22 protein-coding genes are annotated in these 23,879 nt (G+C 63.8%); 6 read left to right on the top strand and 16 right to left on the bottom strand.

The annotated features are described in order from the left end of the window. Window positions 1–75 precede the first annotated feature (75 nt). Window positions 76–492, top strand: a complete 417-nt coding sequence (locus tag TRP66_RS01280; protein ID WP_442965148.1) for a response regulator transcription factor — start codon at window positions 76–78, stop codon at window positions 490–492. Window positions 493–522: 30 nt separating this feature from the next. Here TRP66_RS01280 and TRP66_RS01275 read toward each other — a convergent pair whose 3' ends face one another. Continuing rightward, the gene (locus TRP66_RS01275) at window positions 523–1,818 is read right to left on the bottom strand and encodes a Gfo/Idh/MocA family protein (protein WP_333399503.1); all 1,296 of its coding nucleotides are present in this window, start codon (window positions 1,816–1,818) and stop codon (window positions 523–525) included. Window positions 1,819–2,087: 269 nt separating this feature from the next. Beyond that, the gene (locus tag TRP66_RS01270; RefSeq protein WP_333399502.1) at window positions 2,088–3,089 is read right to left on the bottom strand and encodes a LysR family transcriptional regulator; all 1,002 of its coding nucleotides are present in this window, start codon (window positions 3,087–3,089) and stop codon (window positions 2,088–2,090) included. A gap of 285 nt (window positions 3,090–3,374) precedes the next feature. Between TRP66_RS01270 and TRP66_RS01265 the strand changes: the two genes are divergently transcribed. Genes TRP66_RS01265 through TRP66_RS01255 form a run of 3 tightly spaced genes read left to right on the top strand, consistent with a single transcriptional unit; the run spans window position 3,375 to window position 6,923 of the window. Next, window positions 3,375–4,658 (top strand): MFS transporter, encoded by a 1,284-nt coding sequence (locus TRP66_RS01265; protein ID WP_333399501.1) that lies wholly within the window; start codon window positions 3,375–3,377, stop codon window positions 4,656–4,658. Window positions 4,659–4,677: 19 nt separating this feature from the next. Continuing rightward, entirely contained in the window at window positions 4,678–5,904 is a 1,227-nt protein-coding gene (locus TRP66_RS01260; RefSeq protein WP_333399500.1) for a Zn-dependent hydrolase, read from the top strand. Then, entirely contained in the window at window positions 5,904–6,923 is a 1,020-nt protein-coding gene (locus TRP66_RS01255; protein WP_333399499.1) for a histone deacetylase family protein, read from the top strand. The genes TRP66_RS01260 and TRP66_RS01255 overlap by 1 nt, the downstream gene beginning before the upstream one ends. A gap of 87 nt (window positions 6,924–7,010) precedes the next feature. On the opposite strand, the gene dctM is transcribed toward TRP66_RS01255, so the two are convergent. The 8 genes from dctM to TRP66_RS01215 form a co-directional block, all read right to left on the bottom strand. Next, window positions 7,011–8,294: a C4-dicarboxylate TRAP transporter large permease protein DctM gene (gene dctM / locus TRP66_RS01250; protein WP_333399498.1), complete on the bottom strand. Its 1,284-nt coding sequence runs from the start codon at window positions 8,292–8,294 to the stop codon at window positions 7,011–7,013. After that, window positions 8,294–8,926: a TRAP transporter small permease gene (locus TRP66_RS01245; RefSeq protein WP_333399497.1), complete on the bottom strand. Its 633-nt coding sequence runs from the start codon at window positions 8,924–8,926 to the stop codon at window positions 8,294–8,296. Before TRP66_RS01245 ends, dctM begins: the two co-directional genes overlap by 1 nt. A 94-nt stretch (window positions 8,927–9,020) precedes the next feature. After that, a complete protein-coding gene (locus tag TRP66_RS01240; RefSeq protein ID WP_333399496.1) occupies window positions 9,021–10,019 on the bottom strand; it encodes a TRAP transporter substrate-binding protein in 999 nt (332 codons plus the stop codon). A 196-nt stretch (window positions 10,020–10,215) separates the two neighbouring features. Beyond that, complete coding sequence (locus TRP66_RS01235) at window positions 10,216–11,082, bottom strand: HpcH/HpaI aldolase/citrate lyase family protein (protein ID WP_333399495.1); 867 nt, start codon at window positions 11,080–11,082, stop codon at window positions 10,216–10,218. A 54-nt stretch (window positions 11,083–11,136) separates the two neighbouring features. Continuing rightward, entirely contained in the window at window positions 11,137–12,336 is a 1,200-nt protein-coding gene (locus TRP66_RS01230) for a CaiB/BaiF CoA transferase family protein (RefSeq protein ID WP_333399494.1), read from the bottom strand. 39 nt (window positions 12,337–12,375) lie between these two features. After that, a complete protein-coding gene (locus TRP66_RS01225) occupies window positions 12,376–13,725 on the bottom strand; it encodes an MmgE/PrpD family protein (protein ID WP_333399493.1) in 1,350 nt (449 codons plus the stop codon). 9 nt (window positions 13,726–13,734) lie between these two features. After that, window positions 13,735–14,898: an acyl-CoA dehydrogenase family protein gene (locus TRP66_RS01220; protein ID WP_333399492.1), complete on the bottom strand. Its 1,164-nt coding sequence runs from the start codon at window positions 14,896–14,898 to the stop codon at window positions 13,735–13,737. Window positions 14,899–14,957: 59 nt separating this feature from the next. Then, window positions 14,958–15,797, bottom strand: coding sequence for an FAS1-like dehydratase domain-containing protein (locus tag TRP66_RS01215; protein WP_333399491.1), 840 nt, complete (start codon window positions 15,795–15,797; stop codon window positions 14,958–14,960). 132 nt (window positions 15,798–15,929) lie between these two features. Here TRP66_RS01215 and TRP66_RS01210 point away from each other — a divergent pair, with 132 nt between their 5' ends. Further along, window positions 15,930–16,817 (top strand): LysR family transcriptional regulator, encoded by an 888-nt coding sequence (locus TRP66_RS01210; RefSeq protein WP_333399490.1) that lies wholly within the window; start codon window positions 15,930–15,932, stop codon window positions 16,815–16,817. A 3-nt stretch (window positions 16,818–16,820) separates the two neighbouring features. Here TRP66_RS01210 and TRP66_RS01205 read toward each other — a convergent pair whose 3' ends face one another. Next, window positions 16,821–18,002, bottom strand: a complete 1,182-nt coding sequence (locus TRP66_RS01205) for an MFS transporter (protein ID WP_333399489.1) — start codon at window positions 18,000–18,002, stop codon at window positions 16,821–16,823. Window positions 18,003–18,248: 246 nt separating this feature from the next. Between TRP66_RS01205 and TRP66_RS01200 the strand changes: the two genes are divergently transcribed. After that, window positions 18,249–18,770 carry a hypothetical protein gene (locus tag TRP66_RS01200; RefSeq protein WP_333399488.1) on the top strand — a complete coding sequence of 174 codons (522 nt, stop codon included), beginning with the start codon at window positions 18,249–18,251 and terminating at the stop codon, window positions 18,768–18,770. Window positions 18,771–18,812: 42 nt separating this feature from the next. On the opposite strand, the gene TRP66_RS01195 is transcribed toward TRP66_RS01200, so the two are convergent. From TRP66_RS01195 to TRP66_RS01175, 5 genes are all read right to left on the bottom strand, one after another. Next, window positions 18,813–19,082, bottom strand: a complete 270-nt coding sequence (locus TRP66_RS01195) for a hypothetical protein (protein WP_333399487.1) — start codon at window positions 19,080–19,082, stop codon at window positions 18,813–18,815. A 351-nt stretch (window positions 19,083–19,433) separates the two neighbouring features. After that, window positions 19,434–20,327, bottom strand: coding sequence for a LysR family transcriptional regulator (locus TRP66_RS01190; protein WP_333399486.1), 894 nt, complete (start codon window positions 20,325–20,327; stop codon window positions 19,434–19,436). A 31-nt stretch (window positions 20,328–20,358) separates the two neighbouring features. Then, on the bottom strand, window positions 20,359–21,597 hold the full coding sequence (locus TRP66_RS01185; protein ID WP_333399485.1) for an MFS transporter: 1,239 nt from the start codon (window positions 21,595–21,597) through the stop codon (window positions 20,359–20,361). 120 nt (window positions 21,598–21,717) lie between these two features. After that, complete coding sequence (locus TRP66_RS01180) at window positions 21,718–22,767, bottom strand: NAD(P)-dependent alcohol dehydrogenase (protein WP_333399484.1); 1,050 nt, start codon at window positions 22,765–22,767, stop codon at window positions 21,718–21,720. Between the two features lie 144 nt (window positions 22,768–22,911). Then, window positions 22,912–23,817, bottom strand: coding sequence for a LysR family transcriptional regulator (locus TRP66_RS01175; RefSeq protein ID WP_333399483.1), 906 nt, complete (start codon window positions 23,815–23,817; stop codon window positions 22,912–22,914). Between the last annotated feature and the right edge of the window lie 62 nt (window positions 23,818–23,879).

Genomic DNA, 23,879 nt, shown 5'->3' with positions numbered 1-23,879 from the left:
GGTGTGCGGAGCCGACCGGCCGCACGATCGAGCGCACGACAGCGCCCATTGACTCTCCTGGGATCAGGAACCTGCATGAATAGAGATTCCGGGTGCGAAGCCTTCAGACCAGACGTCCCCGGCCCGGTGGTGGTGTGCGTGGTCGATGACGATGCATCGGTACGCAGAAGCCTGTCCAATCTCCTGCGCTCGGCCGGGTTTCAAGCGTTGCCGTTCGCCTGTGGGACCTCCTTTCTCGCATCGCCTGCCGCATTCGATGCTGGCTGTGCCTTGCTCGATCTGAAAATGAGCGGCCTGGATGGTATGGATGTGCAACGCGAACTGGGCCGCCTGAACAGTCGTCTGCCAGTGATCTGCATGTCCGCGCACTGGGACGATAGCGCCCTGGCCGAGTCGCTGCGTCAAGGCGCGGTGGAGTGCCTGTTCAAACCTTTTTCGGAAGACGCGCTGCTGATGGCGTTGGCGAATGCCATGAAGGGACCCGACTCATAACAGCGCGGGCCCCTGAATAATGACCGGACCTCAGCTTTCAGCAGGCGGCGTGCCGCGAAAGCGGTCCAGTCCGGGGCTCGGTTCGAACCTGACCGGCTGACCCGTGCGCGCGCTTTCGTAGATGGCCTCCATCAGTTTGTGGTCCTGCACGCCTTCCTCGCCGGGCGTCCAGGGCTGTTGGTTTTTCAACACGCATTGCGCCATATGGTCCAGTTCCTGAGCGAACTGGTTCTTGGGTTGAAGCGTCAGCTCGCCGTTGCGGGTGGCGTCGGCGTCGCGCTCGATGACCGACAGGCGCTGGCCCTGGTAAAGAAAGGCGTTTGGCATGTCCACGGCGGCGGACTCCAGATTGAGGCGCTGGTATTTGTCGTCACGAGCGCCGTAGCTGGTGATGCAGCTGGCCAGGGTGTGGGAGGGAAAGCGCAAGGTGAACTGCACGGTTTCCTCGACATCGGCGTAGCGGGGATCGTTCGGCGGTGAGTAAATGCTCGCGAATACTTCCACAGGTTCTTCGCCGGTGAGGAAACGGGCGGTGTTCAGGCAGTACAGGCCGATATCAGGCAGCGAGCCGCCGCCAGCCATCTGCTTCTTGTGCCGCCACTGGCGATCGCCATCCTCGGCGACAGTCTGGGTATTGACCGCGGTGTAGGCGACCAGCCGGCCATGCTGCTTGTCGCGGACCAGCTTTTTCGCCCGAAGGTTGTAAGGCTCGTACTGGATGCGGTAGGCGACCATGAGTTTTACGTCGGCCTTGCGGCAGGCGTCCACCATCGCCTGGCCGTCGGCGGACGTGACGGACATGGGCTTTTCGGTCAGCACATGCTTGCCGGCTGCGGCGGCGCGCTCGCAGAACTCGCGATGCATGGCATTGGGCAGCACGATGTACACCGCCTTGATATCCGGATTGTCGCGAATGCGGTCGAAATCCTCGTAGCTGTAACAGCCTTCCGGCTTGATGCCGTACTGAGCGGCGACGGTCTTGAGCTTTTCCGGCGTGCCGGAAACCAGCGCCACCGGCCGTGCGTACAGGGATTCGCCGAAGGCCGGCAGAATCTGCTCCAGCGACAGACGGCCTAGGCCCACGATGGCGAAACCGACGCGCTGCTCCGGCGGCAGGGGGCTGGGCGGTGGAGCCGAGGGCGTATCTGCGGGACCTCGCCATGGCGGGAACTTCACGCTGCCGTTTTCGACCTTGCCGACATCGACCGGGGTCGGTGCCACAAAGCGTTCGGCCATGGCCTGTGGCGCGATGGCCGCAGCGCCAGCGCCGGCGGCGAGCAGTTTGCACAGGGTTCGGCGGTTCAGCTCGGGGGGACTCGATGTCATCTGCAACTCCTTGGCGTGACGGGCGCTTGCGAACCCGTTCAATGGGGCTATCGAACGGTCACTCTCCTGAATCGACCCGCAGACGTTGCCAAGCGATGCATGCATCGACTCGGCAGGTGACCGGCGGTCACGATCCGCGGCCAGCGCGGAGCCTGTGGGAGGAAGCTTGCTCGCGACCGCGGCATGTCAGGCCCGGAACAGCCGATTGACACAACGCGGTCGCGAGCAAGCTCCCTCCCACATGCGTTCCGTCAGCCACAATGTTCCTTTCATGTCGCGCTGGCAGCGGCGTCGAGGCGCTGCTCGACCGGCGTATTCGCCAGCGCTTCCTCGAAGGCCTGCAGGAACAGCGTTTCGGCGCGGCCCATCTTCTGCTCCCGGTGCCAGAGCAGGTGTATCTCGACGTCGGCGACACCCTGGTCCGGCGGCAGTCGCCAGAGTTGCCGGCGCGCGACGTCTTCGGCGACGACGTGCTCGGGCAGGCAGCCGATGCCGTAACCCGCGCCGATCAGCCGGCGAATTTCTTCGAGGCTGGGCGAACTGGCGACGATGCGTCCGGTAAAGCCTTGCTGGTCGCGGAACACGGTCAAGGGCGAAAGGCTGCCGCCGAGCTGATCGCTGGTGAAGCTGACGACGTTCTCGCTCTGTAGATCGGCGAGGGTCAGATCGTCCCGGCCGAACAGCGGATGGCGCCCGCCGCAGAAGAATGCGTAACGTTGCGCCAGCAGTACACGCCGCTCCAGGCGCGGCTGCTCGATGCGGCATAGCGCGAGACCCAGCGTCGCGGTTTTCTGCAACAGGGAGCTGATGACGTCGGAGCTGCGCATCACATCAATCTCCAGCTCAACACGCGGATAGCGCTGGTGGAAGCCGGCCAGGAACTCGTCGTACCAGCTGGACTGAACCCGGCTGATGGTCAGGATGCGCACCTTACCGGCCACAGTGTCGTCGGCTGTTTCCAGCGCCGCGCCCAGTCGCGAGACGTTGCCGTAGATATCGGCAGCGATATGCAGCACTTCTTCCCCCGCGGCGGTGAGCACGAAACGCGGCCCGCGGCGCTTGACCAGGGTACAGCCCAGTTGCTCTTCAAGGCGGCGCAACGCCTGGCTGACCGCCGGCTGGGTAAGGTGCAGGCGCGCGGCGGCCCGGCTGATGCTGCCTTCCTGGCCGATCATGCGAAAGGTGCGCAGCAGGTTCCAGTCCAGCCGGTCGTTGAGGAAGCGCCGGGCCTCGATCCGAGGGGGTGAAGCACCATCGCCGACAGGATTCATTATTAGCAGACCTAATATCCAAGTATAAGAATTAGAAAATTGACTTATCTTTTCACGAAAGCGGACACTTCGACAACGCGCCGCAGAGCGCGAATCGCAGTCCAGCTTCTCCTGCCAATAACAACCAGCACACGCCAGGAGTCCGTGCATGTCATCCCTCGTACCGAGTTCCGTTTCGCTCGCCTGCCGTTCGGCGGCAACCCCGCCTGATTACCTTCTTCAGTGGCCCGCGGCGCAGTCGCCCGTCATTACCCCGTCCATTCCGACCTCCGGAGCGACCCTGTCATGAGCCGCAGACAACCCAAGCGTGCCGCCGCCGCGGCGTTCATCGGCACCATGATCGAGTGGTACGACTACTACATCTTCGCCACGGCCGCCGCGCTGGTGTTCGGCGCGCTGTTCTTTCCCTCCGGCGATCCTCTGCTGAGCACGCTCGCCGCATTCGGCACCTTCGCCGTCGGTTTCTTCGCCCGGCCGCTGGGCGGCGTGATCTTCGGCCATATCGGTGACCGGATCGGTCGCAAGAAATCGCTGGTCGTGACGCTGCTGATGATGGGCGTGGTGACCGTCATCATCGGCCTGCTGCCCACTTACGAGCAGGCCGGCGTCTGGGCGCCCATCGCGTTGATCCTGCTGCGCGTCATTCAGGGCGTGGCGGTAGGTGGCGAGTGGGGCGGCGCGGTTTTGCTGGCCGGCGAGCACGCACCCAAGGGCCGCAGCACCTTTTTTGCGTCCTTCGCCCAGTGGGGCAGCCCGGCTGGGCTGATCCTTTCCCTGGTGGCCTTCCGCGCGGTCAGCGGCCTGGACGAAGCCGACCTGATGAGCTGGGGCTGGCGATTGCCGTTCCTGTTCAGCGCCGTGCTGCTGGTGGTCGGCCTGGCGATTCGCCTGGGCGTCGACGAGTCGCCGGAGTTCACCGAACTCAAGGCCCGCGAAGAGGCAGCCAAAGTGCCGGTAATCGAGGTCCTCCGGACCGCGCGCAAGCCTCTGTTGCTGTGCATCGGCGCCAACACCCTGGGCATTGCGGGGGTGTATTTCACCAATACCTTCATGATCAGTTACACCACCCAGGTGCTGAGCATCTCCCGCTCGCTGATTCTCGACTGCCTGTTCCTGGTCGCGATCGTCCAGTTCATCGCACAGCCGCTGGCGGCGCGTTGCGCCGAGCGCATCGGGGCGGGTCGCTTCCTTTCTTTGGCGGCGCTGCTGGCGATGACCTCGCCTTACCCGATGTTCGTGCTCGTGCAGCAAGGCACGATTTTCAGCATCACCCTGGGCATTGCCCTGGCGACCATTTGCATGGGCAGTTTCTACGCGGTGATCGCCGGCTTTGTCAGCAACGTGTTCGCGACTCGGGTCCGCTATACAGCGATCTCGCTGGCGTACCAGTTATGCGGCGCCGTCGCCGGTGGACTGACGCCGCTGGTCGGCACGCTGCTGGCCCACCGTTTTACCGGCCAGTGGTGGCCGCTGGCGGTGTTCTACACCCTGCTGGCCGGCCTGTCGCTGGTGTGCGTGCTGGCGCTGTCGCGGCGGCAGGCCGTCCGCAGCCAGGCCGCCACGGCCTGAACCAAGAAGGGATTATGAGATGTTGAAAGTTAATGGTGATCGACTGTGGCAGAGCCTGATGGCGATGGCGCAGATCGGGCCGGGCGAGGCGGGCGGCAGCAGTCGCCCGGCGCTCTCGGCCGAAGACAAGCAAGGCCGCGAACTGTTCGCCGGCTGGTGCCGCGAGCTGGGCATGACCTTGCACGTGGACGCGATCGGCAATCTGTTCGCGCGTCGTGAAGGACGTCGGGAGGGTCCGCCGCTGGTCATGGGCAGCCACCTGGACACCCAGCCGCGCGGCGGGCGATTTGACGGGGTCTATGGCGTGCTGGCTGGTCTGGAAGTGGTGCGTTGCCTGCACGAACACAATATCCTGACCAACAAGCCGCTGGAGCTGGCGGTCTGGACCAATGAGGAGGGCGCCCGATTCACTCCGGCGATGCTGGGTTCGGCGGTTTTTACCGGCGCGCTGCCGTTGCGCGATGGCCTCGCCGGTCGCGACCGGGATGGCATCAGCGTCGCCGAGGCGCTGGCGGCGACCGGCTACGCCGGAGAACTGCCTCTGCAACGTGAGTTCGACAGCTACTTTGAAGCGCACATCGAGCAAGGCCCGGTGCTGGAAAACGACGGTTTGCCCATCGGCGTCGTGACCGGCGGCCAGGCCATTTGCTGGCTGGATGTGCGGGTGCAGGGCCAGCGCGCCCATGCAGGCACCACGCCCATGCCGATGCGTCGTGACGCCTTGTTCGGAACCGGCCAGATGCTCGCGGCGCTGGAGCAGCTGGCAACTGATTTCCAGGGGCTGGTCACGGTTGGCGAACTGTCGGTCGCTCATTCCTCGCGCAACACCATCGCGGGCGACCTGCAATTCACCCTGGATCTTCGACATGTCGAGGACGCCGTGCTCGCGGCCATGGAAGAGGAGGCTACGCGCCGCTTGCAGGACATCGCCGCCGAGCGCGATCTGCGATTCAGCCTTGAGCGGCACTGGCTGAGTCCGGCGACGCCCTTCGATCCGGCCTGCGTCAAGGCGGTGCGCAACGCAGTTGAAGGCCTGGGCTATGCCCACCGCGACATCGTCAGCGGTGCCGGCCACGATGCCATCCATCTGGCCCGCCATTGCCCCACGGCCATGGTGTTCATCCCTTGCGCGGGTGGCCTGAGCCACAACGAAGCCGAATCCATCACCCCTGAACATGCGCGCCAGGGCGCCGACGTACTGCTCAACGCCGTCATCGCCCACGCCAACACAGAGAGCCACGTCTGATGAAAACCTTTTTCCATCCCGCCCAGCGTCTGCATCATCCTCGCACTTATCTGTCCCGTGGCCAGATGCGCACACCGCAGGAAGTGCCGGCGCGGGTCGATGCGTTGATCGAAGCCGTCAAGGCGCTGGAGTTCCCACTGCTGGAGCCGCAAGACGCGGGCCTTGCACCCTTGCTGGCGGTGCACAGCCGCGAATACCTCGACTACTTGCAGACCGCTTACGCCGAATGGCACGCCGTGCCCGAGGACTGGGGCGACGAGGTGATGTCCAACATCTTCATTCGTGAGAACAACGCGTTGCGCGGCATTCTCGCCAAGACCGCCCGTTACCTCACCGACGGCAGCTGCCCGGTCGGCGAGCACACTTGGGACGCGGCCTACTGGTCAGCCCAGAGCGCGGTGGCCGCGGCGCGGGTCGTGCGCGACGGAGAGCCTGCCGCCTACGCGCTGTGCCGTCCACCGGGCCACCATGCCCGTGCCGAGGGCGCTGGCGGCTTCTGCTACCTTAACAGTGCCGCGATTGCCGCGCAGGAGTTGCGCGAGCGCTTCGAGCGGGTCGCGATTCTCGACACCGACATGCATCACGGCCAAGGCATCCAGGAAATCTTCTACGACCGCGCCGATGTGTTCTACGCCTCGATCCATGGCGATCCGACCAACTTCTACCCGGTAGTAGCAGGCTTCGAGAACGAGCGTGGCACTGGAGCGGGCGAGGGCGCGAACCTCAACCTGCCGATGCCCCACGGCTCCAGCGAAGCGGACTTTTTCGCCCGCATGGACGACGCCGAAGCCGCGCTCAAGGCATTCGCGCCGCAGGTGCTGGTGCTTTCGCTGGGCTTCGACATCTATGAAGAAGACCCGCAGACCAAAGTCGCCGTGACCCAGGCCGGATTCCGCCGCCTGGGCGAACGCATCCACGCCATGGGCCTGCCATGCGTGGTGATTCAGGAAGGCGGTTATCACATCGAAACCCTGTCGGCCAACGCCCAGGCGTTCTTCAAGGGAATGGGCGCTGCGTAAAGTAAAATCGCCAGCAAGCTGGCTCCTACAGGTCCGTGGCGTTGGCCAAATCGTGTAGGAGCCAGCTTGCTGGCGATGGGTGCCGCGCTACGGCATCCCCAGCCAGTTCGGCAGCGCCAGCGACAGCATCGGCACGTAGGTCACCAGAATCAGGAACAGTAGCAGGATCGACAGCCACGGCAGGGCGGCGCGGATGGTCTGCCCGAGCGTCAGCCCGGTGACCGCCGAGGTCACGAACAGGTTAAGCCCCACCGGCGGGTGCACCAGGCCGATTTCCATGTTCACCACCATCACGATGCCCAGGTGGATCGGGTCGATGCCCAGCTCCATGGCGATCGGGAAGAAGATCGGCGCCAGGATCAGGATGATCGCCGAAGGCTCCATGAAGCTGCCGGCAATCAGCAGCACGATGTTGACCATGATCAGGAAGCCGATTGGCGTCAGCCCTTCGGACAGCACCCAGCTGGTGATCTGCTGGGGAATCTGTTCGGTGGTGAGCACGTGGGCGAACAGCATCGCGTTGGCGATGATGAACAGCAGCATGATGGTCAGCCGACCCGATTCCAGCAAAACCTTGGGGCATTCCCGGAAGCTCATGTCTTTGTAAACGAACAGCGCGATGAACGCCGAATACACCGCCGCCACGGCGGCCGCCTCGGTGGGTGTGAACATGCCGCTATAGATTCCGCCGAGGATGATCACCAGCAACAGCAGGCCCCAGAACGCGCGCTGCGCAGTGTGCAGCCACTGGCGGAAGGTCGCCCGGGGCTGGGCCGGCAGCTTCTTGACCCGGGCGACGACGTAGATCACCACCATCAGGATCACGCCCAGCAGAATGCCGGGAATGACCCCCGCCATGAACAGCTTGCCCACCGAGGTTTCGGTGGCGGCCGAATACACCACCATCACGATCGAGGGCGGGATCAGGATGCCCAGGGTCCCCGCGTTGCAGATGATCCCGGCGCCAAACTCCCGCGGATAGCCGGAGCGCACCATCCCCGCGACCGCAATCGATCCCACCGCCGCGACCGTGGCCGGCGACGAGCCGGACAGCGCCGCGAACAGCATGCAGGCCAGCACGGCGGCGATTGCCAGTCCGCCGCGGATATGCCCTACGCAGGCATTGGCGAAGTCGATCAGGCGCTGGGCCACGCCGCCGGTGGTCATGAATGCGCCGGACAGCAGGAAGAACGGGATCGCCAGGAAGGTATAGCTGTCGGAGGTTTCGAAGAGCTTGATCGCCAGTGAGCTGAGCGAGTCCTGACTGAACAGCAGGATCGACACCGCGCCCGACAGACCCAGTGAAATCGCGATCGGCACGCCCAGGAACATGAATACGAACAACAGCAGAAACAGACAGATGACCGTCATCAGTGTTGCTCCTCACCCGGGTTGGCCAGTTTGCTCGCTTCCGCCGCTTCGTCGGCCAGGCCCAGCCCGGTCTGGCGATGGGTGAAGATGCGATACAGGATTTCCAGATAACGCACGATGATCAGCGCAAAGCCGAACGGCACGATCATCGCGATGTGGCCGATCTTGATCCCGTAGCGATCAAGGTCCTCGGCGCCGATTCCGGCGGTCATCAGCGCCGTCACCCATTTCACGCTGGCGATCAGGAACAGCCCGGCGTAGGCCAGGCAGCACGCGCAGGCCAGCATGGCGAGGATGCGTTGCACCGGCTTGCTGGTCTTCTTGACCAGCACGTCGACCCCCAGGTGGCCGGCGGTGCGCACGCCGTAGGAGATACCGAAGAAGATCAGCCAGCCGAACAGCGCCTTGGTCAAGGCCACGCTCCAGGTCATTTCCTGGGCGTATTCCATCAGGTGATCGCCGATGCCGGCGAAGATCTCGCTGCTCCAGGCCCAGCGGTCGCTGAGGTTGTAGAACAGTGTGTAGAGGTTGTTGAGCGCCACGTAGACGAAGGTCACCAACGTCATGGCAGCCAGCAGGAAAGCGATCATGCCTTCCTCGAAATGCTCCCAGACCCGTCTGAGCGATTGCATAGGAATTCTCCGAACCGAGGGAGGAGGCGGCTACCCGAACGGGTAACCGCATTCACGGCACTGCCTGTCATTCCGCCTTGCAGCGGGTGGCGAATCAAGACGGCTTGTTGGCCTGCTCGGCGGCCTTGATCAGGTCGGCGCCAATCTGGTCGGAAAATTTCTCCCATACCGGACGCATCGCGTCGCGCCATTGTTGACGCTGCTCGGCGGTCAGTGGATCGACTTCGCTGGTCTTGGCGTCGATGATTTTCTGCCGCGCGGTCTGGTTCAGAGCCTCGGCCTGTTTGTTCACCTCGACGGTGACCTGATCCATGATTTTCTGCAGCTCGCTGCGCACGTCTTCCGGCAGGCCGTTCCAGAACTTCGTGTTGGTGATGACCATGTAGTCGATCAGGCCGTGGTTGGTCTCGGTAAAGAACGGCTGGACCTCATGCACCTTCTGGCTTTCGTAGTTCGACCAGGTGTTTTCGGTGCCGTTGACCGTGCCGGTCTGCAAGCCCTGGTACACCTCGGCAAAGCTCATCTTGCGCGGGTTGGCGCGGATCGCCTTGAACTGTTCTTCCAGGACGCTGGAGGCCTGGACGCGGAACTTCAGACCTCGGGCATCCTTGGGCAGGATGACCTTCTTGTTGGCCGAAAGCTGCTTGAGGCCGTTGTGCCAGTAAGCCAGGCCGCGGATGCCCTTGTCATCCATGGACGTCAGCAGCGCCTTGCCCTGCGGGCCTTGCTGGAAACGGTCGACCGCCGCCAGGTCGTCGAACAGGAAGGGAAGGTCGAAGATTTGTATCTGCTTGGTGTAGTGCTCGAACTTGGCCAGCGACGGCGCGAGCATCTGCACGTCCCCCAGCAGCAGCGCTTCCATTTCCTTGCCATCACCGAACAGCGAAGAGTTGGGATAGACCTCGACTTTGACCTTGTCCTTGAGCTGCGGATCTTCGGCGACCAGCTTCTGGAACATCAGCGCGCCCTGGCCCTTGGGCGTGTTTTCCGCCACGACATGCGCGAATTTGATGATGACGGGATCGGCAGCCTGAGCCAGGCCGGCCATGGATACGGCTGCGGCGCAGAACAGCGCCTTGGTCAGCTTCAACATCGATATCACCTTTTTATTGTTGTAGGAGCATTCAGTTCCAGGCCGGCAAGGCGCTGAAGCCGTTCGAAGCGTTTCCGGTATCAAGATGGACCAATCGGCCGCATTTCGAGAATCAGCTTTTTGATAACCCGGCGTTCGGCAATGCTGAACGCCGTCGTCCGGGGCGCGGGCCGGGGGCGTCACCTCCCTTGCAACGCTAGCAGGCCCGGTCGGTATCGCCACGTTCTGCGGCGGCCGGATCCGTGGCCGCCAGCGCCAGCAAGCGTTCGGCGCGCAGCAGCACAGGTGCGTCGATCATCTGGCCGTCCAGCTTGAACGCCCCCGCGCCATCGGCCGCGGCGCTGGCGGCGATCACCCGACGCGCCCAGTCGAGCCGGGCTTGATCGGGTATCAGCGTGGCGTGGATCACCGGTACTTGCCTGGGGTGGATACAGAGCGCGCCGCCGTAGCCCATGTCAGCGGCATGCCGCACCGCCTGTTCAAGGCCGTCGGGATCTTCGATGGCCGGGTAGACGCCGTCCAGCGGCGGCTGCAGGTCGGCGCCACGGGAGTGCAGTTGCACGGACATGCGCGCTTGATCCAGAAACAGGGTCGCGCTCGGCGTGTCCGGGGTGAGGTTCAGGTCCAGCGCCAGATCCAGACTGCCGAACGACAGCCGTTCGGTGCCGGGCGCGGCGGCGATGTCCGCGAGCGCCAGCAAGCCTTTGGCGCTCTCGATGATCGGCCATACCGGCTTGCCGGTCCTGGCGACCGCCGCCACCTGGATCGCGTTTTCGACTTTCGGCAACAAGACGCCGGCCACGCCGGACTGCGCGGCGCAGAACGCCAGATCCTGCGCATGCTCCGGGTGCGCCGGTGCGTTCACTCTCACCCAGACCCGCGCCGAGGGTGTCTGGCCCAAAAATGCCGCAAGGTTATCCCGCGCCTGGGCTTTCAGGGGTTCTTCAACGGCATCTTCGAAATCGACGATGACTGCGTCGGCTCCGGCGGCCAGCGCCTTGGCGAAACGCTCTGGCCGGCTTCCGGGCACGAACAGCGCCGAGCGGATGATGGTCGGGGGCATGACAAGACTCCTGATCAATGAATCGAAAGACAGCGGCGCCAAGCGTTCGCCTGCTCAGACCACGCCGGCAGCCGCCAGCCGGCTTTGCTCGTCCGCCGTCAGGCCCAGTTCGCTGAGAATGCTGCCGGTGTGCTGGCCTAGCGCCGGAACGCCATCCATGCGCGGCGTGAAGGCGGCGTTGCGTCCCGGTGGCAGCATCGAGGGCAGCGGGCCGCTAGGGCTGCCCACCTCGCGCCAGCGGTCGCGGGCCTGGAGTTGCGGATGATTCCACACGCCCTGCATGTCATTGACCCGGGCGTTGGCGATCTGCGCATCTTCAAGACGCTTTACGACCTCATCGACATTCAGCCGGGCAAAACTCTCCACGATGATCCGGCGCAATTCGTCACGGTTTTCCGAACGTTTGAAGTTGGCGCTGAAGCGCTCGTCGGTGGCGAGCGCAGGGTCCAGCAGGACTTTCTCGCAGAACGCCGTCCACTCCCGTTCATTCTGCAAACCCAGCATCACCGTCCCGCCATCGCCGACCGGGAAAGGACCATAAGGATAGATGGTCGAGTGCGAAGCACCGGCGCGCGGGGGAGGCGGCGCGCCGTTGTAGGCGTAGTACATCGGGTAGCCCATCCATTCGACGAGGCTTTCCAGCATCGAGACGTCGATCCGGCTGCCGACGCCAGTCTTGTCCCGCAGCAACAATGCCGACAGGACACCGGTGTAGGCATACATGCCCGCCGCGATGTCGGCGATCGAGCAGCCGGCCTTGGCCATCTCCTGTTCGCCGGGGCCGCCGGTGACCGAGAGAAAACCGCCTTCGCTCTGAATCAACAGGTCGTAGGCTTTCTTGCGTTCATAAGGGCCGCCCTCGCCGTACCCGGAAATGTCGCAGACGATCAGCCTGGGGTAACGCTCATGCAGGGTTTCGAACGACAACCCCATGCGGGCCGCCGCGCCGGGCGCCAGGTTCTGCACAAGGACGTCGGCCCTGCCGATCAGCGCGTCGAGAATCGCCGTGGCGTCGGCCTGTTTCAGGTCCAGGGTCAGGCTTTCCTTGGAACGGTTGGTCCACACGAAGTGCGACGCCAGGCCGTCTACCCGCTGGTCGTAGCCACGGGCGAAGTCACCACTGCCGGGGCGCTCGATCTTGATCACGCGCGCGCCAAGGTCCGCCAGTTGCCGCGTGCAGAAGGGTGCCGCGATGGCATGTTCCAGACTGATCACTGTGATGCCGTCCAGAGGACGTGGGTTGGAAGGATTCATGTGGATTCACCTGCTCACAAAGCACGGCCTGCGCCGGGGTTAAATCAGGTCGCCCAGCGACTGCGCATCACGCAGTTGCCAAACCTTGTCGATCAGCGCCTGGCCTTGTTCCGGCGTGCGGGCACCGGAGAACGCCAGCAGCCGCTGGAATTTGTCTTCCAGATCGCGCCGCGACAGGGTATTGCCGGGATCGCCCTTGGGATCGTCGATGGCCGCCGAAAGGCTGTGGCCGTCGGTTGTCGTCACTGTCACGCGACCCAGCCAGCGCGCTGGATAGGCCGCATCGACCTGCTGGTCCAGCTCCATGTGGACCTTTTCGCGGAAGGCGTCCACCCGCGGGTCGGTCAGCGCCAGGTCGCGGAATTCGATCAGCTGCGCGCTGCCATGTACCGCGATCAGCCCCAGCACCGTGCCCATGGAAAACTTCGCCTGATGCACGGTGGTCGGTTTCACGACCCGGCCCAGCACGTCGATAGCGCCCTGGTGGACCCTCGCCGTCACGCTGGCAATCTGTTCATGGCTGAGGCCTTCGCGCTGCATCAACGCCAGCAGGGCATCGGCGGCGGGGTGGGTGTGGCGACAGGAAGCGTGGAACTTGAACGAAGTTTCCGCCAGCGCCCAGCGGCTGCCTAACCGGTCGGAAAGCTTCGCCGGGTCGGCGTCGCTGGACATGCCCGCCGCCATGCCCTGTTCGCCTTCGAGGATATTGCGCGCGCCGGTCAGGCCGTCCTCGGTCAGGTAAGCCGCCAGCAGACCGTCGGCGGCCGCCTTGGCCGTGTGCAGCTGTTTGGAATCGGCGGCATCGCGCAGAAACTCCCAGAGACCGGCGGCCTGGGTGCCGGCGGTGCCCAGCAGGTTGATGAATCTTTCCTTGTCGAACCCCAGCAATTTGCCAACGCCGACTGCGGCGGCAAGCGTCCCGACGGTGGCGGTGGTGTGAAAGATCCGGTAGTGCGAGCGGCCAAGAAACTCGCCGATGCGGATACCCGCCTCATAGCCCGCCACCGACGCCAGCAACAGGTCCTTGCCGGATTTGCCCAGGTCCTGGGCCGCGGCCAGCACAGCGGAAAACACCACGGTGGCGGGGTGCAGCACCGAACTGTTGTGCAGGTCATCCTGCTCTACCAAGTGGGACGAGGCGCCATTGACCAGCGCGGCGAAGTACGCGGACGTGCCGCGACCGCTGACCAGAATCCTGGCTGCCCCGTGCGCGGGGCCCATGCGCTCGGCATAACGTTCGAACAGCGGAATCGGCCGAGCGTTCTGGCTGGCCAGGGCCGAGCCGATCCAGTCCAGAAACAGGTCTTCGGTGCGGTCCAGCACGGCGGCCGGAATCTGTTCGTAACTCAGCTCGGCGAGGAAGGTCGCGAGGGCGTCGGTGTGGTTCATGGCATGGCCTCAAAAGCTGCGTGGCAGTTCAAGCAAGTGCTCGGCGACGTAGGACAGAATCAGGTTGGTGGAGATCGGCGCGACCTGATACAGGCGGGTTTCGCGGAATTTGCGCTCGACGTCGTATTCGCAGGCGAACCCGAAACCGCCGTGGGTCTGCAAGCAGGCGTTGGCGGCTTCCCAGGACGCCTTGGCCGCCAGGTACTTGGCCATGTTGGCGCTGGCTCCCGCGTTGCGGCCGCTGTCGTATTCCTCGCAGGCGCGCCAGCGCATCAGGTCTGCCGCCTCGATTTCGATGTGCGCCTCGGCGATGGGGAACTGCACGCCCTGGTTCTGGCCGATGGGACGGCCGAACACCACCCGGTCGCGGGCGTAGGCGCTGGCCTTCTCGATAAACCAGCGGCCGTCGCCGATGCATTCGGCGGCAATCAGGGTTCGCTCGGCGTTCAGGCCGTCGAGGATGTATTTGAAGCCTTTGCCTTCCTCGCCGATCAGGCTGTCGGCGGGCAACAGGAGATTGTCGAAGAACAGCTCGTTGGTTTCGTGATTGACCATGTTGGCGATGGGCTGGACCGTCAGTCCCTTACCGATCGCCTCGCGCAGGTCGACCAGAAAGATCGACATCCCTTCGGACTTTTTCTTCACTTCGCTGAGCGGGGTGGTGCGCGCCAGCAGGATCATCAGGTCCGAATGCTGGATTCTGGAAATCCACACCTTCTGGCCATTAATGACGTAGTTGTCCCCCTGGCGAACCGCCGTGGTCTTGATCTTGGTCGTGTCGGTGCCGGTGGTTGGCTCGGTGACGCCCATCGACTGCAAGCGCAGCTCGCCGCTGGCGAGACGCGGCAAGTAATGACGCTTCTGTTCTTCGCTGCCGTGGCGCAGCAGGGTAAACATGTTGTACATCTGGCCGTGCACGGTGCCTGAGTTGCCGCCGCAAGCGTTGACCTCTTCGAGAATCACCGAGGCCTCGGCCAGACCCAGCCCCGAGCCGCCGTATTCGGCGGGAATCATTGCCGACAGCCAGCCGGCTTCGGTCAGCGCTTTGACAAAGTCTTCCGGGAAGCCTTTTTCTTCGTCGATGCGGCGCCAGTAGGCGGCGTCGAATCCGGCGCACAGCGCGCGCACGCCTTCGCGGATGGCATTGAGGTCTTCGTCTTGATACGGATTCATGGTCGGTCCTCGGAATCGGCTGCGCCGCAGGGGCCAGCGCTGCGTTCGGGTAAAAAGGGTCAGTCGAAGCTCACGTCGGCGCTCTGGACGATGCCGTCCTGATTGCCGGCCCACAATTGCGCCTGACCGGGCTCGACGATGCGGCCGCCCAGTTGCAGAGGCGCCGGCAGGTTCAGCGGGCGTACGCCGCGATAGGCGAAGCGGCGAACCGGCTTGTCAGGATTGGCGCGCATGAAGGCACGCAGGCTCAGCGTCGCGATCAGCGGGCCGTGCACCACCAGGTCCGGGTAGCCTTCGGTCGCGGTCGCGTAGGGATGGTCATAGTGGATGCGGTGGCCATTGAAGGTAACGGCGGAATAGCGGAACAGCAGGGTCGGCGTCGGGCTGACGGTTTCGTCCCATTCGCTTCCTTCCGGCATCGGGCTGCTGGTCAGGCGCGGCGCGCTGGGTTCGCGATAGACGATGTCCTGTTCCTCGCGGACGCACAACCGGCCGTCTTGAACATAGTCATGGCGCAGGGTGACAAACAGCAGCGAACCGGTGCGTCCGAGCTTCTCTTCCACGTTGGTGATGGTCGAGGTGCATTGGGCCTCACCGCCGACCCGCAGCGGCTCGATGAATTCGACCCGGCCGCCGGCCCACATGCGGTTGCGATCCTCGGCCGGGGGCAGGAAGCCGCCACGGGCAGGATGGCCGTCGACACCCAGGCCGGTCTCGAATACCGGCTCCTGAAAGAAACACCACTGCCATAGAGGCGGCAGGGGCTGGCCGTCCTCGGGGACGGACTCGGTCAAGGTGGCGGCGATACGTTTAACCAGATTGCGGCTGAAGACGTCCTGGGCCTGTTGGGTCTTGCCGATCCAGGCAGTCGGATCCATGGGCGTGTCCGGGGCATGCATGAGGGGCGGTCTCCGCGATTGCGTTTGTTGTTATGCGCCGATCATGCGAGGCCCGGAGCATTCCGAGAATCTGCATTTGCATAACCCGGCGTTCAGCTATGCTGAACGCCTCGACCCTTTGCGGAGCCATCCATGCACTTCGATCTGGCTGACCTGCGTCTTTTCATTCATATCGGGGAATCGCCGAGCCTGACCCAAGGTGCGCGCCGGGCATTCATTTCCCCGGCCGCCGCCAGCGCGCGTATCAAGGCGCTGGAAGGCCAGCTTGATACCCGCTTGCTTTACCGCGACAGCCGGGGGGTCGAATTGACCCCGGCCGGCCACAAGCTGCTCAAGCACGCGCGGCTGATCATGAGTCAGGTCGACTACCTCAAGGCCGAGTTCACCCACATGGGCTCCGATTCGGTGGGGCACATCCGCATCTTCGCCAACACCACGGCGGTCACCGAATTCCTGCCCGAGGTACTGGCCGGGTTTCTCGCCCGGCGACCTGGCGTCACCGTCGATCTGCAGGAGCGCCTGTCGCGGGACATCGTGCGTGGCGTGCTGGATGGCAGCACCGACATGGGCATCATCGCAGGCCCCGTCCAGGCCGCCGGATTGCAAGTGATCCACTTCAGCACCGACCGGCTGGTGCTGACCGTGCCGGTCGGTCATGAACTGGCAACCAGCAAGGCCGTCACCCTGAAACAGACCCTGGCCTTTCAGCACATCGGCCTGCACGAGGGCAGTACCCTGTTGAGCTTTCTGCGTGATCAGGTGGAGCGCATGGGCGAGAGCCTGTCACTGCGTATCCAGGTGTCGAGTTTCGAGGCGATCTGTCGCATGGTGGAGGCGGGCGTCGGCATTGGCATCATCCCCGAGTCCGCCGCGGCGCGGCATAGCCGCACCCTGCCTCTAGTCACTGTGGAGCTGGACGAACCTTGGGCGGTGCGCGAGCGAAGCATTCTGGTGCGCGACCTCGAAGCGCTGCCGGCTACGGTCAGGGCACTGATCGCGACCTTGATGCCGCAGTCGTGAGCGTCAGGCTGCGCTCGATGTCCTTCGGGCGATCATCCGTACAAGACAGCCACTCAGCCCAAACGCCACAAGCGCCATGCCGAGCATCACGTAGACGATGGCTTCGCCGCCCCAGTGCGCAATGACATAGCCGCTGCCGACGGGTGCTATCGCCTGGGCCAGCAAGGCAGGTCGCGACATCCTGCCAGATAGCACCGCGTATTCCGATGCACGGACGACCGTGAGCGGCAAGGTACTCTTGACGATGGCGCGCATGCCGTTGCCAGCGCCGTAGCACACCAGCGCCCAGGCGGCCAGATCCGGCGCGAAGGTAAACAGCAGCAGGCCGCCGGCGGTCAGCCCGCTGGACAGCAATGCCGACAGCAACGGCGATTGCCGTTTGAGCGACAGGTCGATGATCCGGCACAGCACCTGGGCAGGGCCGATCAGCGCGCTCAAGGCGATGGCCGAGGCCAGACTGTGACCGCGCAGTTGCAGAATGGTAATCAGGACCGTGGAAAGACAGGTCATCAGCGCGGCGGCGATGGCGAAGACTGCGGTCATCGACCAATAGATGGCGGGGGACAACACCGCGTTTTCGCCTGTGCTTCGTCTCGCTGTCGAAGTCGCGAGCGGGGAAGGGGGCAACGCGTAGCGGTACAGCGGATGCAAGGTCACGAGCGCAATGACGGCATACAGCGCGCAGGTGCCGCGCCAGCCCAGGTGCAGATTCATGAAAGCCAGCAGCGGCCAGATCACCGTCGTGCAGAAGCCGGAGATCAAGGTGATCCCGATGATCACCGGCCGGGCAGCCATGCCGTAGGTCGCGCCCAGCGAAGAGAACAGAGCGTCATACAGACCGCCGGCCATGGCGATGCCGATGATTATCCAGGCCAATAGAAACACCGGCAGTGAAGGCGCCACCGACGCGATCAGCAAGCCGGCGGCCAGCAGATAACCATGAGCGCCGAGCACGGCTCTGCCACCACGCCGGTCGATCAGACGTCCGCATAACGGCGCGAAGGCTGCGGCGATCAGCAAACCGATGGAAACGCCGCCCAGCACCCACGGCTGAGACCAGCCGGTGTCTCTGGAGATCGGTCCCGCGAGCACGCCCAGCAGGTAGAAGGAGCCGCCCCAGGAGATGATCTGCGCAAGGCCGATCAGCGCGGTTTTCAGCAGGCCGGGAGGAGGTGGGGAAGCCAAGGCATTTCCTTGTGACGGGAGAATCCGGGGAGTCGCTCAAGCGCGGGGATCGCGCAAGCGTATGTCGCATCGGTCGCTTGTATCAAGCGTGCAAGGCTGGACGCAGCCGCAGATTCCGGCCTGAGAGCCTCTGAGAGGCGCATGCCAGAGCCCTTGATGGCCTATAGCCGGTGAAATATTAGTTAATTGTTCGCGGCGCGGCGCACAAGGAAGATGCCCGGCACCGTTCAAGGAGGTAGCTGTTTCATGTATCAGAAGAACCGCTTTGCGTGCGCGCCTGCAACCCTGTCCTTGTCTCGCCTGTGCATGCGCACAGCGGGCATCGTCACGCTGACGCTTGCCGGCCTTGGATGTGCGCAGGCCGCGCCTGCCGCCGATCACATCAAGGCGTACAAGCTTTGCACCGGCGCGGACAAGAATTCCCACGTCATCGAAGGCAGCATCGACCTTAAAGCGCGCACCGACGTGACTGCCATACATTTCAAGCAGACGCCAGCCCACAGCTCCTACGACTGGCACCGCGATCCGGAGCCGCAATTCGTGATGACGCTTTCCGGCACCCTGGCGTTCGTGACCAGGACTGGAGAAAAATTCACGCTCCATCCCGGCGAAGTGCTGTTGGCGGAGGACAATACCGGTTCCGGTCATCGCTGGAACATGGTCGACGACCAGCCTTGGCGACGCGGCTATGTGGTGCTCAAACCAGGCGTGCCTGACTCCTTCCTGCCCGACGATCCGTCGGCGCTCAAGGTCTGCACGGGGTCCTGATATCGATCGGCGTCGTGCCTGCCAGCACGGCGCCTCCGGCTTTCATCGGCACCAGTAGTCAGTAGTAGCCGGCATCTGATGCAGCACGGCGGCCTGATGGCCCGGCGGGGAGGTCAGGAGTAATTCGCCCTGGCGCGACAGACTCATCTGGGCGCGCGAGCCGTCGTCGAAGTTGATGGACCCGCAAGCATATTTCGCTTCGGCGGTATGCCGGTAGCCACCGTTTTCCATGCAGGAGGCGATCTTGCCGCTAGGGCCTATCCTGAACGTCAGCAGGCCGCCGCCCAGCGGGCCTTGCCAGAGGCCGAGCATTTTTTCCGGAGGGGGGACTGCGTTGACAGATGCGTAATCGACAATGGACGGCTGCTGCGTGGCGGAGCATGCAGTGAGCCAGAAGAGTGCAACTAACGATAAAGCTACTGACCTCATATCCATCTTCCGGTGAATCATCGTTCCCCAATAATGCACGACCGCAACGGGATTCGCCGACGTTGTATCCCGGTCTGATTATAAAAAGCGAGCGCCACTTTCAGTTAATCATTCGACCGAATTAATCACTCGTCTGCCGGTATTCAATCGTGGTGATTTCAGCGCTTTTTTTAATGCCCGACTTTGGTTATAGCGCATTCTCGCGGTTAGTCCAGTTACGTCCCCTGTGGGGCCCTAGGGCTGGTAGCGCAACTGTTCGATGAAGAACCGCATGAGTTTCGAAGTTTCCCGCTGATTGGAGTAATACAGATGAAAGCCGGGGAACTCGGCCCACCAGGCAGGAAGTACCGGCGTCAGGTGGCCGGTTTCCAAGTGTGGTCGTGCGAGGTCTTCCGGAACATAAGCCAGACCGTGGCCCGACAAGGCAGCATTGAGCACTTGATAAATACCATTGAATACCAGTCGGCCATTGACCCGCACATTCATATGATGCGAACCGTTCTCCAGTTCCCACGCATAGAGATTGCCGTGGGTGGGCAAGCGCAGGTTGATGCAATCGTGCCGGACCAGATCTTCGGGGCCGTTCACAGGCGGGCGGCTGGCGAGATAGCCGGGGGCGCCGACGATGGCAAAGCGCAGGTCAGGCGCGATACGCACTGCCGAGATGTCCCGGGACAGCCCGTCGCCAAGTCGCACGCCGAAATCGAAGCGACCGGTCACGATGTCGGTCAGGGCATAGTCGGAATGAACCTCCAGCTGGATCTGCGGATGTTCGGCCAGCAGTGGCGCGAGTCGCGGCCACAACAAGGTATCGATAGCATGATCGGTCGCGGTCAGACGCACAGTGCCGGCCAGCGCGTCGCCCATTTCGGCGATGGACTTGAGCTCGGACTCGATGTTCTCGAACCGCGGAGTGACCACGCGCAGCAGCCGTTCCCCGGCTTCGGTGACCGACACGCTGCGGGTGGTGCGGGTCAGCAGGCGCACGCCCAAGCGTGCCTCCATTGCCCTGATCGTGTGGCTGAGCATCGATTGCGAGACGCCCAGCTGCGCCGCGGCGCGGGTGAAGCTGCGCTCGCGGGCAATGGCAATCAGGGCCAGCAGGTCACTGTAAGGTTCTCGGGCCACGGGTCTGTCCGCCGATGACATTCATTGGGATTCAGGCGCCATTGTGCACGGCTTGCCCGGACACGGCGGCAGTCTGCGACTCGCAGGCTTCGGCGCGCCCGGTCATTATCGTCAGCACGGCCGAGATCACCAGCAGCGCGGCGCTCATCTGGAAGGTAGCGGCGTAGCCATAATGGTCGAACAGCACGCCGCCAAGGGTCGCGCCGAGCATGATCGCCAGTTGCACCACCGCCACCAGCAGTCCGCCGCCGGCTTCCGCGTCATGGGGCATCACCCGCGCCAGCCATGTCCACCAGCCGACCGGAGCGGCCGTGGCGACCAGCCCCCAGAGGCCCAGCAGCCCGGCGGTCAAGGTCAACGAGTCGCCGAGCTGGATCAGTCCGAATGCGATCAGGGCCATCAGTACCGGAATCACGGTCAGCGTGCTATGCACGCCGTTTTTCAGAAAGCCGCCGATCAACAGGGTGCCGATGAACCCGGCGATGCCGACCAGCAACAGCAGCAGCGACAGGGTCGACACCTCGACCTGGGTCACGTTTTCCAGAAACGGACGCAGATAGGTATACAGCGAAAACTGGCCCATGAAGAACAGGCTCGAAGCGGCCATGCCCAGGGCCACAGGCCGGCGCGTCAGCAGCTTGAAGACGTTGCCGGAACGGCGGCCGGGCTCGGCCTTCATGGCCGGCAGGCTGAACAGCTTCCAGCACAGCGCGATCACCGCCACCGGCACCACGGCGAAAAACGCCATCCGCCAGCCGATGATCGAGCCGAGAAAGCTGCCCAGCGGCGCGGCGATCACAGTCGCCAGGGCGTTGCCGCTGTTGAGGATCGCCAGCGCGCGCGGCACTTTGTCGGCCGGCACCAGCCTCATCGCCGTGGCCGCCGACATGGACCAGAAACCGCCGATCGCGACGCCGATCAAGGCGCGGCCGACGATGAATATCGCGTAATTGGGGGCAAACGCAACCACGGTGCCGGAAACGACCATCAACAGCGTCAGCCCGGCCAGTAACCGCTTGCGATCCAGATGGCCCGCCATCGAGGCAGTGCACAGGCTGGTGATCAGCGCAAAAGCGCCGGAGACTGCGATGGCTTGTCCCGCCATGCCTTCGCTGACCGCCAGATCGCCGGCGATGGGCGTCAGCAGGCTGACCGGCATGAATTCGGAAGCCACCAGCGCGAAGGCCGCCATGGCCATGGCAAGTACAGCGCCCCAGGCCGCGCCCGGTTGAGCCGGTGTTGCGGAAGTGTTGGATACATCGGTTTTCATAACAGTCTGCCAGGCATTGTTGCGAAACGACGCACGCCAGCCGCCGGTCGCGAGGACGGCGGCGGATGACGGCGTGTACAGGTGAACGGGAGGGAAGCGACAGGCTCGCGGGTGCCGCGATCAGCCCGCCAGGGTGGCGGAGTCGATCACGAAGCGGTATTTCACGTCGCCCTTGAGCATGCGTTCGAACGAGTCGTTAATCTGGTCGGCGGCGATCATCTCGATGTCGGACACGATGCCGTGCTCGGCGCAGAAGTCGAGCATCTCCTGGGTCTCCGGAATGCCGCCGATCATCGAACCTGTGATCGAACGACGCTTGAGGATCAGGTTGAAGACCTCCGGAGACGGATGCGGCGAGGCCGGTGCGCCAACCAGCGTGAGATTGCCATCGCGCTTGAGCAATGCCAGAAATGCATTCAGGTCATGCGGCGCGGCGACGGTATTGACGATCAGGTCGAAACTCTTGGCATGCCGAGCCATTTCCTCGGGATCGCTGGACAGCACGGTTTCATCCGCGCCCAGCGCGCGAGCCGCGTCCCGTTTGGCCTCGGACGTGGTGAACGCCACGACATGCGCGCCCAGGGCATGAGCCAGCTTGATTCCCATATGGCCCAGCCCCCCGATCCCGACGATGCCGACTTTCTTGCCAGGCCCCGCGTTCCAGTGGCGCAGCGGCGACCAGGTGGTGATGCCAGCGCACAGCAGAGGCGCGACGGCCGCCAGTTGCGCTTCGGGGTGACGGATTCGCAGCACGTAGCGTTCGTGCACGACGATCTGCTGCGAGTAGCCGCCCAGCGTCCAGCCGGGCTGGTCCCGGGTCGGGAAATTGTAGGTGCCGATCATGCCGTCGCAGTAGTTTTCCAGGCCTGATTCACAGTCCGCGCAGGTTTTGCAGCTGTCGACGATACAACCGACACCGACCAGATCTCCGGGTTTGAACCCGGTCACCTGCGGACCCGTCGCGGCGACTCTACCGACGATCTCATGGCCCGGCACGCAGGGGAACTGCGTCCCTGCCCATTCGCCGCGTACCTGATGCAGGTCGGAGTGGCAGATCCCGCAGTAGGCAATTTCGATCCGCACGTCATGGGCGCCGGGGTCGCGGCGCTCGATGTCCAGGGATTGCAGGGGCTGAACACCGCTGTAGGCGCCGTAGGCTTTCACGATCATGAGGGTCTCCTTGGCGGTCAGTGCCGCCGGCAGAACGGGAAAGCACCCAGCTTATGCGTTGGGACGGCCCGCGATAAACCGCATAAACCGCAAGCACTCATGCATAGGATTGATTAATCAGTAACGCAGGGCATGCGCCAGGTTTCAGGGTTCATAGCGCAATGCCGCGATCAACAGCGACATCGCGCCGGAAGGCTGGCGGCGGCTCGGGTAGTAGAGATGCAGGCCCGGCCAGGCGGGCGACCAGTCTTGCAGCAGCCAGACCAGATGACCGGACTTGATATAGGGCTCGGCGAGCTCATGGGGCACGTAGGCGATTCCCAACCCGGCGATGGCCGCGTCGAGACAGTCGAAGATGCTGTTGTAGGTCAGCTGGCCGTCCACCCGGACATTCAGTTCATGGCCGTCTTTCTCGAACTCCCAGGCCCAAAGGCCACCGTGGGTCGGCAGACGCAAATTGATGCAATTGTGTTGGGTGAGCTCGCGGGGATTTGCCGGGTGCGCCCGGTCGTGCAGATAACGGCGGGTCGCGACTGCCGCGAAACCTGCGTCCGGCCCGATGCGCACGGCAATCATGTCCTGCGCCACCGACTCGCCGAGACGAACCCCTGCATCAAAGTTATCGACCGCCAGGTCGCGCAGAACGTTGTCGGCGACCAGTTCGACCTTGATGTCGGGGTAGCGCGGCAGGAAGGTCTTGAGCTTGCTCATCAATACAGTACGGATCGCGAAATCCGACGCGGTGATGCGGATGGTGCCAGTGGGGCTGTCGCGCAGGTCGGACAGGGCGGCCAGTTCCAGATCGATCTCCGCGAGCTGGGGCGCCACGCTTTCCAGCAGACGCTCGCCGGCTTCGGTGGGAACCACGCTGCGGGTATTTCTCGTCAGCAGGCGCACCCCCAGACGTTGCTCCAGAGAGCGCACGGCGTGGCTGACCGCGGTCTGGGACAGATTCAGTTGGGCGGCTGCCTTGGTGAAACTTTTTTCTCTCGCCACGGCAAAGAAGATAGTCATGCCCTGAAAGGCATCGCGAAGGATTTTCTGCTGCATGAGTCCATGCCCGGGCTGGTGACGGCGCGAGTGTGCGTTCAGGCGGCCGCCCGGATCAACCT

It is taken from the genome of Pseudomonas sp. JDS28PS106 (assembly GCF_036706555.1).
Taxonomy (GTDB): Bacteria; Pseudomonadota; Gammaproteobacteria; order Pseudomonadales; family Pseudomonadaceae; genus Aquipseudomonas.
Note: the sequence above shows the minus strand (reverse complement) of the source record. Positions and strands in the feature narration are given on the sequence as shown.